Annotated in this window: 14 protein-coding genes; 6 read left to right on the top strand and 8 right to left on the bottom strand. The window is 71.8% G+C overall.

Annotation, left to right across the window (positions count from 1 at the left end; genetic code table 11):
• Window positions 1-609, bottom strand: coding sequence for an NAD-dependent epimerase/dehydratase family protein (locus ABGB01_RS13780; protein ID WP_347773666.1), 609 nt, complete (start codon window positions 607-609; stop codon window positions 1-3).
• A 91-nt stretch (window positions 610-700) separates the two neighbouring features.
• Between ABGB01_RS13780 and ABGB01_RS13775 the strand changes: the two genes are divergently transcribed.
• Window positions 701-1,624 (top strand): AEC family transporter, encoded by a 924-nt coding sequence (locus tag ABGB01_RS13775; protein WP_347773665.1) that lies wholly within the window; start codon window positions 701-703, stop codon window positions 1,622-1,624.
• A 39-nt stretch (window positions 1,625-1,663) separates the two neighbouring features.
• Here ABGB01_RS13775 and ABGB01_RS13770 read toward each other — a convergent pair whose 3' ends face one another.
• Window positions 1,664-2,305, bottom strand: coding sequence for a maleylpyruvate isomerase family mycothiol-dependent enzyme (locus tag ABGB01_RS13770; protein ID WP_347773664.1), 642 nt, complete (start codon window positions 2,303-2,305; stop codon window positions 1,664-1,666).
• A gap of 257 nt (window positions 2,306-2,562) precedes the next feature.
• On the opposite strand from ABGB01_RS13770, the gene ABGB01_RS13765 reads away from it, so the two are divergent.
• On the top strand, window positions 2,563-3,759 hold the full coding sequence (locus ABGB01_RS13765; protein WP_347773663.1) for a cytochrome P450: 1,197 nt from the start codon (window positions 2,563-2,565) through the stop codon (window positions 3,757-3,759).
• A 57-nt stretch (window positions 3,760-3,816) separates the two neighbouring features.
• The gene (locus tag ABGB01_RS13760; RefSeq protein ID WP_347773662.1) at window positions 3,817-7,011 is read left to right on the top strand and encodes an AAA family ATPase; all 3,195 of its coding nucleotides are present in this window, start codon (window positions 3,817-3,819) and stop codon (window positions 7,009-7,011) included.
• A gap of 28 nt (window positions 7,012-7,039) precedes the next feature.
• Here ABGB01_RS13760 and ABGB01_RS13755 read toward each other — a convergent pair whose 3' ends face one another.
• The gene (locus ABGB01_RS13755; protein ID WP_347773661.1) at window positions 7,040-8,038 is read right to left on the bottom strand and encodes a zinc-dependent alcohol dehydrogenase family protein; all 999 of its coding nucleotides are present in this window, start codon (window positions 8,036-8,038) and stop codon (window positions 7,040-7,042) included.
• A 59-nt stretch (window positions 8,039-8,097) separates the two neighbouring features.
• Between ABGB01_RS13755 and ABGB01_RS13750 the strand changes: the two genes are divergently transcribed.
• Window positions 8,098-8,466: a helix-turn-helix transcriptional regulator gene (locus tag ABGB01_RS13750; protein ID WP_347773660.1), complete on the top strand. Its 369-nt coding sequence runs from the start codon at window positions 8,098-8,100 to the stop codon at window positions 8,464-8,466.
• Here the strand turns inward: ABGB01_RS13750 and ABGB01_RS13745 are convergent.
• The 4 genes from ABGB01_RS13745 to ABGB01_RS13730 form a co-directional block, all read right to left on the bottom strand.
• Complete coding sequence (locus ABGB01_RS13745) at window positions 8,451-9,293, bottom strand: ABC transporter permease (RefSeq protein WP_347773659.1); 843 nt, start codon at window positions 9,291-9,293, stop codon at window positions 8,451-8,453. The genes ABGB01_RS13750 and ABGB01_RS13745 overlap by 16 nt on opposite strands.
• Window positions 9,290-10,264 (bottom strand): ATP-binding cassette domain-containing protein, encoded by a 975-nt coding sequence (locus ABGB01_RS13740; RefSeq protein WP_347773658.1) that lies wholly within the window; start codon window positions 10,262-10,264, stop codon window positions 9,290-9,292. Before ABGB01_RS13740 ends, ABGB01_RS13745 begins: the two co-directional genes overlap by 4 nt.
• 20 nt (window positions 10,265-10,284) lie before the next feature.
• A complete protein-coding gene (locus ABGB01_RS13735) occupies window positions 10,285-10,854 on the bottom strand; it encodes an NAD(P)H-dependent oxidoreductase (protein WP_347773657.1) in 570 nt (189 codons plus the stop codon).
• A 66-nt stretch (window positions 10,855-10,920) separates the two neighbouring features.
• A complete protein-coding gene (locus ABGB01_RS13730) occupies window positions 10,921-11,265 on the bottom strand; it encodes a response regulator transcription factor (RefSeq protein WP_347773656.1) in 345 nt (114 codons plus the stop codon).
• A gap of 147 nt (window positions 11,266-11,412) precedes the next feature.
• Here ABGB01_RS13730 and cpt point away from each other — a divergent pair, with 147 nt between their 5' ends.
• Window positions 11,413-11,946, top strand: a complete 534-nt coding sequence (gene cpt / locus ABGB01_RS13725; RefSeq protein ID WP_347773655.1) for a chloramphenicol phosphotransferase CPT — start codon at window positions 11,413-11,415, stop codon at window positions 11,944-11,946.
• A gap of 127 nt (window positions 11,947-12,073) precedes the next feature.
• Complete coding sequence (locus tag ABGB01_RS13720) at window positions 12,074-13,468, top strand: hypothetical protein (protein WP_347773654.1); 1,395 nt, start codon at window positions 12,074-12,076, stop codon at window positions 13,466-13,468.
• 41 nt (window positions 13,469-13,509) lie between these two features.
• Here the strand turns inward: ABGB01_RS13720 and ABGB01_RS13715 are convergent, their stop codons facing one another.
• Complete coding sequence (locus tag ABGB01_RS13715) at window positions 13,510-14,844, bottom strand: hypothetical protein (protein WP_347773653.1); 1,335 nt, start codon at window positions 14,842-14,844, stop codon at window positions 13,510-13,512.
• Between the last annotated feature and the right edge of the window lie 16 nt (window positions 14,845-14,860).

The raw sequence follows: 14,860 nt of genomic DNA, 5'->3' as shown, positions 1-14,860 counted from the left end.
TCAGGTCGCGGCGGCGATCGTGCCCGTCGCGACCAGCCGGTCGACCGCCTCGGAGATGGCCTCGAGCGCGGTGTGGCGGGGCCGGTGGCCCAGCAGCCGCGCGGCCTTCTCCATGCTGCAGTGCGGGCTGTGCGCGATGTGGTCGTACGTCACCCGGGCGTCGTCCTCCGTCACCGTGCCGCGCCACTGCTCCCACGGCAGGTAGGCGGCCTTCTGCCGGCCGTACTCGGCGATCGGCCGGCGCGGCCGGTCCTCGGTCGTCGGCACCCGCGTGCTGGGGCCGTGCACCCAGATCGTCCCGCAGTGCAGGAACTGCCGCACCCGCCCGTCCAGCGCCTGCGCGAGGTGCCTGGCGCTCGCCTCCGTGAAGCAGATCAGGTCGATGACGACGTCGCCGTCGAGCTCCGCGACGCGCCGCCCGAACGAGCCGTCGGCCTCCTCCGCCGTCCGGTCGGCGGTGACCTGCTCGACCTGCCGCCAGGCGGCGTGCGGCGTGTAGGGCTGCCGCTCGCCCCGGCTCACGGCGACCACGTCGTGGCCCGCGTCGACGAGCCGGGGAATGAGATAAGTGCCGATGTGCCCGCTGCCGCCGATCACCACTACGCGCATGCGCACAGCGTAGACCTCCACGGCGAGCCGGTCATCGTCGCCTTGGGCGGCCCAGATACGCTCCTGATGTCCAGTTTCGGAGGTTAAGGGCTTGTCGGGGGTTGTCGCGGCGTTCGTCGCTCTGGTGTCCGTTGCCGTGCTCGGTTACCTCGTCGGCTGGGGCGGGCTCCTGCGGGCCAGCGACGAACTGGTCCTGTCGCGGCTGGCGTTCTTCGTGGCGACGCCCGCGCTGATGTTCGCCACCGTGTCGCGGGCGGACCTGGGCTCGCTGTTCTCGCCGGTGCTGCTGACCCAGATCGTCGCCGTGGCGTGCGTGCAGCTCGCGTACGTGCTGGTGGCGCGGATGATCTGGCGCAGGGACGGGCGCGAGTCGACGATCGGCGCGCTCGCCGCGTCCTACGTCAACGCGGGAAACCTGGGCATCCCCATCTCGATCTACGTGCTCGGCGACGGCGCGCTCGTCGCGCCCATCCTGCTCTTCCAGATCCTCGTGCTCACCCCGGTCTCCTTCCTCGTCCTCGACAAGGGGGCCAGGTCGGTCCGGGCGGTGCTGCTGCTCCCGCTGCGCAACCCCCTCACCGTCGCCTCGCTGCTCGGGCTGGCGTTCGCGCTGACCGGGACCTCGCTGCCGGTCACCTTCATGCGCCCGATCGAGCTGCTCGGCGGCGCGGCCGTGCCCGTCGCGCTGCTCGCCTACGGCCTCAGCCTGTACGGCTCCCGGCGCGCGCCCGCGACCTCGGAGGACGGCGGCGTCGGGAAGGAGGTCTTCCTGGTGATCGCGCTCAAAGCGTTCGTCCAGCCGGGCATCGCCTACCTGACCGCCCGCCTCGCCCTCGGGCTGGAGGGCGGCGACCTGCTGGCGGCCACCCTGTTCGCCGCGCTGCCCACGGCGCAGAACATCTACGTGTACGCGGTCACGTACGACACCGGGCGGCGGCTCGCCCGCAGCGCCGTGCTGCTGACCACGGGGTTGTCCATCCCGATCATGACGGCGATCGGCGCGGCCCTGGGCTGACCGCGCGGCCACGCGGGGGCCGGCCCGCGCGGTTCTGGCTCACCCCCGGCCGCAGCGCTCGCGCAGGGTCGCGACGCCGTCGCCGTCGAGCTCGTCGCAGTGGGCGGTGCGCCCGGTGATCGCCATCACCAGAGCCAGCGTGGTGCCGGAGACGAGCGGCCCGGAGCCGGTCGCGAAAGGACCGTCGGTCGCCTCCAGCCGCAGGCCGCCGATCCGTCCCTTGGCGAGCACGACGAGATCGGAGCCCTGGTAGTAGCGCGCCACGCGGGTGAGCGTACCGATCGGGTGGTCGCGGCGGATGCCCAGCGGCCGCCTGATGTCCTCCCCGTGCACGACCGTCTCGCCGAGCATCGCGATGGCGGGGAGCGGCGGCGAGGTCGTGCTCGTGACGGCGCGCCGGAAGCCGTCCAGCGTGTCCTTCGGGGTCGCGCCCAGGTGCTCGGCCAGCCGCATGGCCACCTGCTTGTCGAAGTCGAACCTGCAGCGGATCACGCCCGCCAGCCACCGCAGGGGAGTGAGGCTCGCCCCGGACGTGAGGTGGGCGAGCACCTCGCGCACGGTCAGCCCGGCGCACAACGACGGCGTCGCCCACTGCTCTTCGGTCAGATCCGCCAGATCCGCCGCGAGCGCCGCCCGCTCGGCGTGGATCAGCGGCCAGGCGTCTTTACCGTGCTTCGTCATCGTGGGTGCTCTCCTGCTGTGGGGTCCGCCGGGAACCGGCTCGTACGGAGAGAGGACTCCCGGACGCGGACAAAGTCATCGCTGCCCCCGGCCATCGCATCATCGCCATCTGAGGGCAAAAGGGATCTTAGGCGTGAAACGTATATTTCACCGCGCGACCCAGGGAGAACATTTACGTATATGCGTATGATCGCTCTAGAGGGTGCCCGCCCCGGTTGTTACGGTTCTCGCGATACCGCGACTATCCAGGGGGTTTCATGGGCGATTCCTCGACCGTTCCGCTGCACATGCGGCGGGTGGGGTTCGATCCCGCGCCGGAGCTGACGGCCGCGCGCGACGACGAGCGGGTCAAGCGCATCACCACATCGTTCGGCGACGAAGCCTGGCTCGTGACCCGCTACGCGGACGTACGCGAGGTGCTGGGCGACTCCGAGCGGTTCAAGATCGCGCCGCAGGGCATCGCGCGGCTGCCCGGATCACCGAAGATGACCGAGGAGCAGCGGGCCAAGGTGCGCGCTGGCAACCTGCTCGGCGTCGACCCGCCCGAGCACACCCGCCTGCGCAGGATGCTCACCGCCGAGTTCACCATCCGCCGCATGCGCCGGCTCGAACCGCGGATCAAGCGCATCGTGGACGACCACCTCGACGCCATGGAGGCCGCAGGCTCGCCCGCCGACCTGGTGTCATCGTTCGCGCTGCCGATCCCGTCGCTGGTGATCTGCGAGCTGCTCGGCGTCCCGTACGAGGACCGCGAGACCTTCCAGCACCGCACCAGCAGGATGCTGGACATGACGGTGCCGGGCGAGGAGCGGCTGCGCATGCAGTTCGAGCAGCGCGCCTACATGGAGCAGCTGGTCACCCGCATCCAGGCCGACCCCGGCGAGGAACTGCTCGGCATGCTGGTCCGCGAGCACCCCGACGACCTGACGACCGACGAGCTCGTCGGCATCGGCGGCCTGCTGCTGTTCGCCGGGCACGAGACCACCTCCAACATGCTCTCCCTCGGCACGCTCGCCCTGCTGCGCCACCCCGACCAGCTCGAACTGCTGCGCAAGGAGCCCGAGCGCATCGACGCCGCCGTCGAGGAGCTGCTGCGCTGGCTCAGCATCGTGCACTCCGGCACCACCAAGATCACGACGACCGAGGTCGAGATCGGCGGCCAGACCATCGGGCCGGACCAGCTGGTGATCTGCTCGCTGCCCTCCGCCAACCGCGACCCCGAGCTCATGTCCGGCGCCGACACGTTCGACATCACACGGGGGGCGCCCGGCCACCTCGCCTTCGGCCACGGCGTACACCACTGCCTCGGCGCCCCGCTGGCCCGCATGGAGATGCGCATCGCGTTCCCCGCCCTGCTCCAGCGCTTCCCCGAGCTGCGCGTCGCCGACTCGGGCACGAACTTCCGCTCCTTCAGCGTCGTGTACGGCATGACCGCGCTGGAGGTCGCCTGGTAAGCGCCCCTTCACCGGCGTTGGGAAAGTGTCGGCCCGGCCGGATACCGTGCAAGCGTCATGGCCCAGGACGTCACGTCGCACGAGCTGATCGGCAGGGAGCACCCCGCCGCGCTGCTGCGTGCCGAAATCTCGAGGGCGGTCGGCAGCCACGGCGGCCTGGTGCTGGTCACCGGCGAGGCCGGCATCGGCAAGACCACGCTCGTCACCAGCGCGGCCGGCGAGGCCAGACGGCAGGGCGCGCTGGTCGTCGGCGGCGTCTGCTGGGATTCCGCCAGCGCGCCCGGCTACTGGCCGTGGGTCCAGGTCATCAGGGCGCTGCGGCGGGTCGCCGAGCCGCAGGAGTGGGCGGCGGCCGAGGAGGCCGCGGGCGGCAGCCTGGCCGCGCTGCTCGGCGAGGCGCCGGGCAGCGAAACCCCTGACGGCTTCCGGCTCTACGACGCGGTCACCTCCGCCCTGGTCGCGCTGTCCCAGCGGCGCCCTGTGGTGATCGTCATCGACGACCTCCACGTGGCCGACCCGGCCTCGCTGCGGTTGCTGGAGTTCGCGGCGCAGCAGACCTGGTTCGAGCGGCTGCTGCTGATCGGCACCTACCGCGACGCCGAGGTCGAGCCGGTCGACCATCCGCTGCGCGACCTGCTGTCGCCGCTCGTCGCCAGGGCCACCACCATCACGCTGACCGGGCTCGACCTGGCGGGCGTCCAGTCGCTCATGGCCCGCACAGCCGGCCACGAGCCGCCGGCCGACCTGGCCGCGGAGGTCCACCTGCGCACCGGCGGCAACCCGTTCTTCGTCGAGCAGACCGCCCGGCTGTGGCGCAGCGGCGGCTCGGCCGGCGCCGTCGCGCCCGGCGTGCGCGACGCGCTGCTGCGCCGGCTGTCGCTGCTGCCCCGGCCCGTGTCCGAGCTGCTGCCCGCCGCGGCCGTGCTCGGCAACGAGTTCCACCGCCAGGTGCTCGCCGCCGTCGTGGCCGCCCCCGTGGCCCACATCGACCGCCTGCTGGAGCTGGCCGTGGTGGCCAGGCTCGTGGTGGCCAAGGGCGGCGGCGTGTTCGCCTTCGCCCACGACCTGGTGCGCGAGACGCTCTACGACTCGCTCGACGACCCGCGCGACCTGCACGGCGCGGTCGTCGCCGCCCTCGACGGCTCGTCCGGCCTGGCGGGCAGGCTGCTCCCGAGCGACCGGGCGAGGCACGCCCGGCTCGCCGGCGACCGCGTCGACGCGGAGCGGGCGATCGACCTCACGCTCGCCGCCGCCCGCGACGCGGGGAGCCGGCTGGCGGGCGAGGAGCAACTCGCTCACCTTCGCCGGGCCTATGACCTGAGCGCCACCGCCCATCCGCGCAGGCGCACCATGATCGCCCTCGACCTGGGCAGAGAGCTCGCCCACGTCGGCGAGCGGGAGGAGGCCCGGCGGCTCTTCGACGAGGCCGCCGCGCTCGCCCGCGACCTCGACGACCCCGAGCCGGCCGCCCGCGTCGCGCTCACGCTCCACGCCCACTACGGCCTCGACCAGTCCCTCGACCTGCTCAGAGCGGCACACGCCAGGCTCGTCGGCGACTCGGTGCCCGACGAGCGGCTCGCCCTCGACCTGATCTTCCACCTCGCCGCCCACGCCAGGCAGGGCGGCGACGACGAGGTGCTGACGTTCAGCCTGTGGGCCCAGCACGACATCATCTGGGGCCCCGGCACGGCGGGTGAGCGGGTGGCGCTGACCGGCGAGCTGATCGGCGTGGCCCGGCGCACCAACGACCCCGAGCTCGAGCACTTCGCCACCGCGCTGCGCTGGGTCGCCATGATCGAGCAGGGCGACCCCCGCTACTTCGACCACTTCCACGACTACGCCGCGCGGAGCCGGCGCAGCGGCCAGTCAAACCTCGCCAAGACCGCCGACATCGACGCCGGCATCCTGGCGGCCCTCGCCGGCCGCTTCGCCGAAGCCGAGTCGCTGTTGCCCGAGATCCGCGGGTTCTCCCACCACGAGCACTACACGTCCATGATCAACCACTATCTCTGGGCGCTCCTGTCGCTGCAGGGCCGCGTCGCGGAGCAGCAACACGTGCTTCACGACCTCAGAGGCGGCGAGCACCCCTGCGTCGCGGTGCTGGAGGCACTGACCGCCCTGCAGGCCGGCGACCTCGACCTGGCGCTTCGCCACTACGCCGACGGCGAGCCGCGCCAGCGCATGGCCAGGCCGCTGTGGTTGCGCTTCCAGGCGCAGATCGCCGCGGCCACCCGTGACCCCGACGTGTGCGCGCAGGCCAGGGCCGCGCTGGAGCCACACCGGGGGCGATGGGCCGTGGCGCTGTTCGGCTGGGACATCAGCGGGCCCTACGATCTCTGGCTGGCCATGGTCGACGCCGCCGAAGGGCGGTGGGGTGCCGCCGTCGAGGGGTTCACGGCAGCCTGGCGCTCCGCCGACCTGATGCAGGCTCGGCCATGGTCCGTGCTCGCCCGCGCCCACCTGGCCGACACCCTTCTCGCACGGGGCGCGCCCGGCGACGCGAGCACGGCCGCCGACCTGCTCGACGCGGTGCGCGCGGAAGCCGCCGAGCTCGGCATGCACCACGTTCCCGACCCCGCCACTTCCCCGTTCGCCGTAGCCGCGACGGACGACATGGTCGGCGGAGAGACCGGGAGGGACAGCGCGGCCGGCGCGGACCGTGCGGTCGGCGGGGAGCCCAGGGGGGTCTCGGCGGACGGTGGGGTCGGCGGGGAGTTCAGGAGGGACGGCGCGGTCTGGGCGCTGGTTTTCGCGGGGCGGGTCGCCCACGTGCCCGACGCCAAGGGCCTGCGCGACCTGCACACGCTGCTGAGCCGCCCCGGCGACGACGTGCCCTCCGTACGTTTGCTCGCCCCGGAGGGCGGCGATGAGGTCGTGGCGGCCCGGCGGATGGGCGGCGACGACGTGCTCGACGACCAGGCCAGGACCAGCTACCGGCGCCGCCTGGCCCAGCTCGACGAGGAGATCGACCGGGCTGTCGAGCTGGGCGACGACCGGCGGGCGGCCGAGTTCGACCGGGAGCGGGCCGCGCTGCTGGAGGAGTTGCGGGCCGCGGCCGGTCTGGGCGGGCGCACGCGGCGGCTGGGCGACGAGGCGGAGCGGGCCCGCAAGACCGTCACCGCCCGGATTCGCGACACGCTGCGCAAGCTCGACCACGCCCACCCCGAGCTGGCCGCCCACCTGCGCGCCACCGTCTCGACGGGCTCCACCTGCCGCTACCAGCCGCACGACGCCATCCCCTGGCATCTCTGAAGGTGGATCCTGAGCCCTTCCGGATGTGTCAGCGGTCCACTGTGACCACGATCTTGCCGAACTGGGTGTTGGACTCCATGTGCCGATGCGCCTGCACGATCTCCTCCAGCGGGAACACGCGATCCACCACCGGCAGGAACGCTCCGCTCCGCAGCCCCGAGGCGACGAACGCGGCGGCGCGGCGCAGCCGCTGCGGGTCCCTGGCGATTTCCAGCATCGTGTACGAACGCAGGTTCAGGGCGGGCATGCCCAGGTCGAACCCGGGATACGGGGTCGGCTGCCCGCTGAGCGCACCCCACAGGAACAGCGTCCCGCCTGCCGCGACCGCCCGGGCCAGCTCGACCACGCCCGGACCGGCGACGGCGTCGAAAACGTATCGGGCGCCCTGGCCGCCGGTCAGCTCCCGCACGCGTTCGGTCACGTCCTCCTCGTCCGCGACGATGACCTCCGCCGCGCCCTCGTCGATCAACTGCCGGGCCTTGGCGCGGCTGCGGGTGACGGCCACCGGGACGGCGCCCAGGCGGTCGGCGGTGCGGATCGCGGCCAGGCCGACGCTGCTGGAGGCCGCGTTCACCACCGCCACATCCCCCGCCCGCATGCGGCCGATCTCCACCATCGCGCCGTAGGCGGTCAGGTAGGGCATCCACACGGCCGCGCCTGTGACGGCGTCCACCTGGTCGGGGCGGTGCAGCAGCGCGGTGGCCGGCACGATCGCCCGCTCGGCGTAGACGCCGTAGTCGTTCTGGGAGAAGTTCGGTACGACGCTGACCGGCTGTCCTTGCTCGAAGCCGGTCACCCCCGGGCCGACCGCCTCGATCGTGCCGGCGGCCTCGGAGCCGAGCCTGGCGGGCAGGCGCTTGACCGGTTCGATGTAGTGGCCGCTCCTGAACAGGGCCTCGGCCCTGTTGACGCCGATCGCCTCCACCCGGATGCGCGCCTCGCCGTGTCCGGGCTCACCCGGGTCCAGGTCCTCCAGTCTCATCACCTCGGGTCCACCGAGTTCGTGGAACAGCACGGTCCTGGCCATGTGAAGCCCCTTGAAGTACGACGATCATCAAACTTTGATAGCCATCGTACTATGGAGGGATGGAACGTACACCGCCCCACCCAGAGGTGGGGCAGTTCGACCTGCAGCGAGTGCTGGAGGCGCTCGTGGACCCGGTCCGCCGGAGCATCGTCGCGCAGCTCGACGCGGCGGGCGAGGACATCGCCTGCGGCGCCTTCGACATCGCCGTCAGCAAGTCCACCGCCACCCACCACTTCAAGGTGCTGCGCGAGGCCGGCCTGATCCGGCAGTACTACGTGGGCACCTCGCGCATGAACACGCTGCGCCGCGCCGAGATGGACGGGGTGTTCCCCGGCCTGCTCGACGCCATCACTCCCAGGAGCGCGCCGCGCCACCGCCCAACGGCAGCCGCCCCTTCGCGCCCGGCCACCCCCTACTTGCGGTTGTAGAGCCGCATCGTCAGCGTGCCGAACACGGCGATGAGCAGCACCGACGCCACCAGGACCCACGTGAGCTCTCCCAGGTCGGGGGTGCCCGCCATCAGCGACCGTACGGACGCCACCAGGTGGGTGATCGGGTTGGCGTTCACGAACACCTGCAGCCACCCCGGCATCGTGGCCGGCTGGACGTACACGTTGCTCAGGAAGGTCAGCGGCATCAGGACCAGCATGCTGATCCCCATCACCGACTTCTCGCTGCGCAACATCAGCCCGAACATCGTCCAGATCCACGAGAAGGCGAACGAGAAGCCGAGCAGCAGCAGGATCCCGCCCACCACTCCGGCGAGACCGCCCTGTGGGCGGAACCCGAGCACCAGCCCCACCAGGAGGATGACCGTCGAGGCCATCGCGTAGCGCAGGATGTCGCCCAGCAGATAGCCGATCATGGTGGACGGGCGCCAGATGGGCAAGGTGCGGAACCGGTCGAAGACGCCCTTCTCGATGTCCTTGTTGACCTCCACGCCGGTGTACATGGTGATCATCACGACGCTGGTCACCATGATGCCCGGCAACAGGTACTGCAGATATTCGGTCGGCGAGCCGGCCAGCGCGCCGCCGAACAGGTAGGTGAACATCAGCGTCATCATCAGCGGGAACGCGGTCACGTCGAACAACTGCTCGGGCACGTGTTTGATCTTCAGCATGGCCCGCCAGCCGAACGTCATGGACGCCGACCACGCGCTCGGCCGCGGCGGTTTCGCCCCCGGAGCCAGCACGGTGCCGAGGATCTCGGCCGCGGGCGCGTACGTGGTGGTGGTCTCGGTGGTGGTGCTCATGCTGCCTCCTCGGTGGCGGGGCGGTCGGTGAGGGCGAGGAAGACCTCGTCCAGGCTGGGCTGGCCGAGGGAGAAGTCGTCGACGACGATGCCGGTCTCGGCGAGGCGGGCGAGGGCGCGCGAGGCCTGCTCGGCGGCGGCCGCCTCGCGTCCGTTGCCGGTGATGCGTGCGGTGAGGGCAACCGGGTCCGCGTCGAGGTAGACGGTCGCCTCCAGCGCCTCGGCCAGCACGCGCTCGGCGTCGGGCCGGGTGGCCGGGTCGCGCAGTCGTACGTGGACCGCGCCCGCGCCGACGGAGGACTTCAGCTCTCCCGGCGTGCCCTCGGCGATGAGCCTGCCCTGGTCGATGACCGCGATGCGGTTGGCCAGCCGGTCGGCCTCCTCCAGGTATTGCGTGGTGAGCAGCACGGTGGTGCCGTGGGCGACGACGATGCGGACGATGTCCCAGACCTGGTTGCGGCTGCGCGGGTCGAGGCCGGTCGTGGGCTCGTCGAGGAAGAGCAACTCGGGCGTGTTGAGGATGGAGGCGGCGATGTCGATGCGCCGCCGCATGCCACCGGAGTAGGTCTTGACCTGCCGTCCCGCGGCCTCCGTCAGCCCGAACGCCTCCAGCAGCTGCGCCGCCCGTTCCTTGGCTGCGGGTTTGCGGTGGCCGAGAAGGCGGCCGAGCAGGATCAGGTTCTCGGCGCCGGTCATCTCCTCGTCCACGGAGGCGTACTGGCCGGTCAGGCTCACCCGGCTGCGTACGGCTTCGGCCTCGCGCACCACGTCGTGCCCGAACACGGTCGCCTCGCCGCCGTCGGGCCGCAGCAGCGTGGCCAGCATGCGTACGGCCGTGGTCTTGCCCGCGCCGTTGGGGCCCAGCACGCCGTAGACGGCGCCGGCCGGCACCGCGAGGTCGAGGCCGTCCACGGCGCGCGTGCCGCCGAAGACCTTGACCAGGCCGGAGGTCTGTATCGCCAGATCTGGCATGGTGTTCCTTTCTGCTGTGTTCATGAGACGTACGGCTGGGCGCGCCTGCCCTGGCGCAGGGTCCTGCCCCACCAGGTGAGCTGGTCGAGCATGGCTCCGACGGCCCTGAGGCGGTCGTCGGTGTCGCGCGGCGTGCAGCCGTCGAAGTCGCCGCCGAGCAGATCGAGACCTACCCAGTCGCGCATGGTCACCGCGTGGAGGGCGCAGAAGACCGTGCGGAGTTGCTCGACGGCGTGGAAGCCGGTCGAGCCCGAGCCGTAGGACACGAACCCGACGGGCTTGGCCTGCCATTCGTCGTAGGCGAAGTCGATCGCCTGCTTGAGCGGGGCGGGGAAGCTGCGGTTGTACTCGGGGCCGACGACGACGAACGCGTCCGCGGCGCCGATGGCTGCGGCGAAGCGGCACATGGCCGGCGTCGCCTGCGCCGGGTAACGCGCGGGGAACGCGTAGCCGGCCAGGTCGAGCACGTCGACGGCGAGCTCCTCGCGGCGGCGGGCCCGCTCGGCGAACCAGCGGGCGATCGCGTCGCAGGCGCGGCCGGCCCGGGTGCTGCCGATGATGACCGCGACCCGCAGCGGGGTGCTCGCCATGGTGCCGCCTCCTTGCCGCGCCCTGTCCTTCACCCTTCAGGCGCCAGGCGGTCCGCTAGATCGGATCTAGCGGGGCGGGCACGGCGCGGCGGACCTGATGGTGTAGCCGACCCCGCGCACGGTGTGGATCATCGGAGGGCGGCGGGCGTCGATCTTGCGGCGCAGGTACGAGATGTACAGCTCGACGATGTTGCCCTGGCCGGCGAAGTCGTAGGCCCACACCCGGTGGAGGATCCGCGCCTTGCTGAGCACCCTCCCGGGATGGTGCATGAGGAGGCTGAGCAGCTCGAACTCGGTGGGCGACAGCCTGATCTCCACGCCCGCCCGGCGTACCTCGCGGGTTCTCTGGTCGAGCGTGAGGTCGCCGACCACGAGTGCGGGCCGGCGTACGGCCTCCGAGTGCACGTGCATGCTCGTGACGATGGCCTCCGTGTATGAGAGTTCGATGATGACGCTTTGGGAATTCGCTGTGAACGGCCCGTGTGACCAGGGCGTTTTCCCGCTGTGCTGCCCGAAATAGGCTTTCCGGCCTGCTGCCGGACGCTTTAGGGTGGCGTCGTGACCACTAACGTGATCTTGCTGAATGGTGGGTCCAGTTCGGGGAAGTCCGGCATCGCCCGGTGTCTCCAGGCGGTCCTGCCGGACCCATGGCTGGCTCTCAGTGTCGACACCCTGGTCGACGCGATGCCCGCCTCCATGCGGGCGTCGGAGTCCGGGATCGAGATCGCTCCGGACGGTGCGGTGAACGTCGGACCGGAGTTCGTGGCTCTGGACGCGGCGTGGACCGAGGGGGTCGCCGCCATGGCCCGTGCGGGTGCCCGGATCGTCATCGACGACGTCTTCCTCGGGGGAGAGTGGTCCCAGGAGAGGTGGCGGAAGGCTCTCGCCGGGCTGGACGTGTTGTGGGTCGGCGTCAGGTGCGAGAGCGCGGTCGCGGCCGGCCGCGAGATCGCTAGGGGAGACCGGCCCCAGGGCATGGCCGCCCTGCAGGCTGAGGTGGTCCACCAGGGTGTGACCTATGACCTGGAGGTCGACACCACCCGCACCGAGTCCCTGGAGTGCGCGCGGGTCATCGCCGCCCGCGTCGGCTGAGCGGGGGATCCCCGCCCTGGGAAGACACAGATGACCCCAGAGTGATCGAACTGTTACTCATAGTTACTATGGGTCGGGTTGGTGCACGTATGCAGCGTGCAGCCGCGGATCACTCCAGGGGGCTGAAATGACCGATGACACCCGGGCCGAGAAGATGGAGATCGACGCCGGGGAGACGGCGGTGGGGGGCGAGGCCACGCTGCTGCACTCCCAGGACGACCCGGCGGCCTCTGCGGCGGTCGACGAGGCGGTGGCGTCAGAGCTGCTGGAAGACGTCTCCGCCCGCACCGCGGCCGAGGCCAGGCGGGAGAGCGAGAGCCAGATCGCCGCACTCGCCGCGCACGATCAGGAGCGCGTACGCGGGCTCCAGCGCGACCTGAGCGCCATGGGCGCGGAGGTCTGGCCGGTGGCCAGGTGGTGGGGTTTCGAGATCCACCTCAACGAGAGCGCGGCGCTGCTGGCCTCCGAGATCGCCCAACCGGCAGGGGAGCTCTCGGGCACCGTGCTGGGCTCCTGGCTCGCCCGGATCGTCGAGCACTCGGTACGGGACAAAGCCGCCTGGATCGCCTCGGCCGCCCGGCCGTACGGGGTCCGGCTGGTCTCGCCGTGGACCGCGCCCGCCATGCTCGTCCCCGCCCGCGACGACGACAGGCCCGGCGGCGGCGCCCAGCTCTACTGGGCGATGCACGAGCCGGACGAGGGGTGGAGCGACGACCAGCCGTTCGTCGACCACTTCAGCGTGTCCGGGCCGGCCCTCGCGGAGTTCCAGGACCGCCTCTACCTGGCGCACCGCGGCGGCGACGGCGACTCCAGCCTGTGGTGGGCGGTCTACGACGCCGAGGAGGGCTGGAGCGAGGACCAGCGGTTCCCCGAGCACTTCAGCGACTCGGGGCCGGCGCTGGCCGCTTACGACGGGCAGCTCCACTGCGTGCACCGGGGCGCGGGCGACGACGCGTTGTGGTGGACGCGCTGGGACGGCACCCGCTGGACCCCCGACCAGAAGCTGCCCGGCCACGCCGGCTCCGCCGCCCCCGCGCTGGCCGCGTACGACGGGCAGCTCTACTGCGTGCACCGGGGCGCGGGCGACGACGCGTTGTGGTGGACGCGGTGGGACGGCGCCGAGTGGAGCCCCGACCGGCGGCTGCCCGGCCACTACAGCCGGTCGAACCCGGCGCTGGCCGTCTACCAGGGCCACCTCTACTGCGTGCACCGCGGCGCCGGCGAGGACGCGTCGTTGTGGTGGACGCGGTGGGACGGCGCCGAGTGGAGCCCCGACCAGAAGCTCCCCCGCCACCACGCCGCGGAGGGCCCGGCGCTGACCGTCTACAAGGACCGCCTCTACTGCGTGCACCGCGGCGACGCCGACCAGAGCCTGTGGTGGACCGCTTTCAACGGCTCCGGCTGGAGCATCGACCAGCGGCTGCCCGGCCACGACAGCGGCGAGGGCCCGGCCGTCATCGCCTACCGCGACAAGAACGCCACCCGCGACCAGCTCATGTGCGTGCACAGGGGCCGCCGCTGAAAACGCCGGGTGCCGGCCCGAGCCGGCACCCGGTGCGCGGGTCACCACCCCGCGAGCTGCTCCAGGAACCACTCGACCAGGGTCGGGGACACGCTGCTGTGCGCCGAGTTGCCGAGGTCGCAGCAGAACGCGTCCAGGAACGTCTCGTCCTTGGGCAGGTCGCTGAGGTCGCGGTAGAGCTCGGCCGGCCACTGGAAGGGGTCCCTGGCCAGGGCGACCGCGCTGACCACGGGGACGAAGCAGCTAGCGCGCAGGGGGTCGTCGATGGGCAGGCCCATCGCGTCGGCGAGCCGGCCCCACGAGTCGAGCGTGCCGCCCGGAGCGCCGTCGAACGCGGCCACGTGGCTGGTGGCGCTCGTCCACACCGGCCCGCCGAACCGTACGGTGCCGACGTTCTGCAGCTCGCCCAGGTCCGGCTGGATCCTGGCGGTGAGCTGCAGGGAGTCGTGGCGCAGGTCGAAGACCGGCGTGCCCGGCGGCAGGACGGGGCCCGTGCCGTTGCCGATCCCGTTGGCCATCCCCAGCTTGTACGGGCGCATCGGGAACCAGCCGACCCGGCGCAGGTCGTCGAGGAAGTCGGTGCGCAGCGTGCTGGCGGTCGTGACCGGGCCCGAGTAGTTTTCGTTCTCGACCCAGGCCCACAGCAGTTGCTGCGCGGCCGGGCTGCGGATCAGGTCGGCCTGGCCCGGCCCGTCGGAGGCCGGCTGGATCGACTCGTGCAGGTAGGCCAGCTGCTGGAGCACCAGTGGGATCCACGCGCCGAGGTGCGGCGTGTCGTAGGAGAAGTACTTGTCCGTCTGGTGGTCGATGCGCTCGCTCTCCATGCGGGCCAGCGCGTACCTGGTGATCATGCCGCCCATGCTGACGCCGCCGACGACCAGCGGATCGTCGCCCTGTCGCTCCTCGATGGCGCGCAGGACGCAGGTGACGGCGACGGCGGCGTTGGCCTGGATGTAGGTGTGGCGCTCGTCGAAGCCGAGCAGCACCACGTCGATGCCCATCATCCTGAGCTGGTCGAGGAACCCGGGGACGTTCTTCTGGTAGGGGGCGTTGAGGTGCAGCCAGAGTGCGTCGAGGTCGCTCGGCCCGTGGTCGAAGCCGTCGGCGATGATCAGCGGCCGCGACAGAGCCGTGTGCCCCTCCGCCAGGTGCACGGCGGCCCGGCCGGTGGCCGTGTGACCCTGGTACGGCTCGTCGCCCACCAGGTCCCAGACGAGGTCGGCCCTGGGCGCCTGGCCGTCGCGCTCGGGCGGCGTGGCGAACCAGACCCCCTGGCGCCCGAGCGCGTCCGCGATGCGCTGGACCTGGTCAGCGGAGAGAGTGCCCTCGATCCCCTCTGCCTTGGCCTCGACGTCGATTCTCGGTTCCTGGGACATGTGCTCGATCCTCTCG

The sequence above is a fragment of the Nonomuraea sp. B5E05 genome (assembly GCF_039880665.1).
In the GTDB taxonomy this organism is placed as follows: Bacteria; Actinomycetota; Actinomycetes; order Streptosporangiales; family Streptosporangiaceae; genus Nonomuraea.
This window is presented reverse-complemented; position numbering and strand designations above follow the sequence as displayed.

Bases quoted from the DNA above. Each gene is read 5' to 3' on its own strand.
- ABGB01_RS13780 (WP_347773666.1), bottom strand. From the start codon at position 609: ATGCGCGTAGTGGTGATCGGCGGCAGCGGGCACATCGGCACTTATCTC.
- ABGB01_RS13770 (WP_347773664.1), bottom strand. From the start codon at position 2,305: ATGACGAAGCACGGTAAAGACGCCTGGCCGCTGATCCACGCCGAGCGG.
- ABGB01_RS13765 (WP_347773663.1), top strand. From the start codon at position 2,563: ATGGGCGATTCCTCGACCGTTCCGCTGCACATGCGGCGGGTGGGGTTC.
- ABGB01_RS13760 (WP_347773662.1), top strand. From the start codon at position 3,817: ATGGCCCAGGACGTCACGTCGCACGAGCTGATCGGCAGGGAGCACCCC.
- ABGB01_RS13755 (WP_347773661.1), bottom strand. From the start codon at position 8,038: ATGGCCAGGACCGTGCTGTTCCACGAACTCGGTGGACCCGAGGTGATG.
- ABGB01_RS13750 (WP_347773660.1), top strand. From the start codon at position 8,098: ATGGAACGTACACCGCCCCACCCAGAGGTGGGGCAGTTCGACCTGCAG.
- ABGB01_RS13745 (WP_347773659.1), bottom strand. From the start codon at position 9,293: ATGAGCACCACCACCGAGACCACCACCACGTACGCGCCCGCGGCCGAG.
- ABGB01_RS13740 (WP_347773658.1), bottom strand. From the start codon at position 10,264: ATGCCAGATCTGGCGATACAGACCTCCGGCCTGGTCAAGGTCTTCGGC.
- ABGB01_RS13735 (WP_347773657.1), bottom strand. From the start codon at position 10,854: ATGGCGAGCACCCCGCTGCGGGTCGCGGTCATCATCGGCAGCACCCGG.
- ABGB01_RS13730 (WP_347773656.1), bottom strand. From the start codon at position 11,265: ATGCACGTGCACTCGGAGGCCGTACGCCGGCCCGCACTCGTGGTCGGC.
- ABGB01_RS13720 (WP_347773654.1), top strand. From the start codon at position 12,074: ATGACCGATGACACCCGGGCCGAGAAGATGGAGATCGACGCCGGGGAG.
- ABGB01_RS13715 (WP_347773653.1), bottom strand. From the start codon at position 14,844: ATGTCCCAGGAACCGAGAATCGACGTCGAGGCCAAGGCAGAGGGGATC.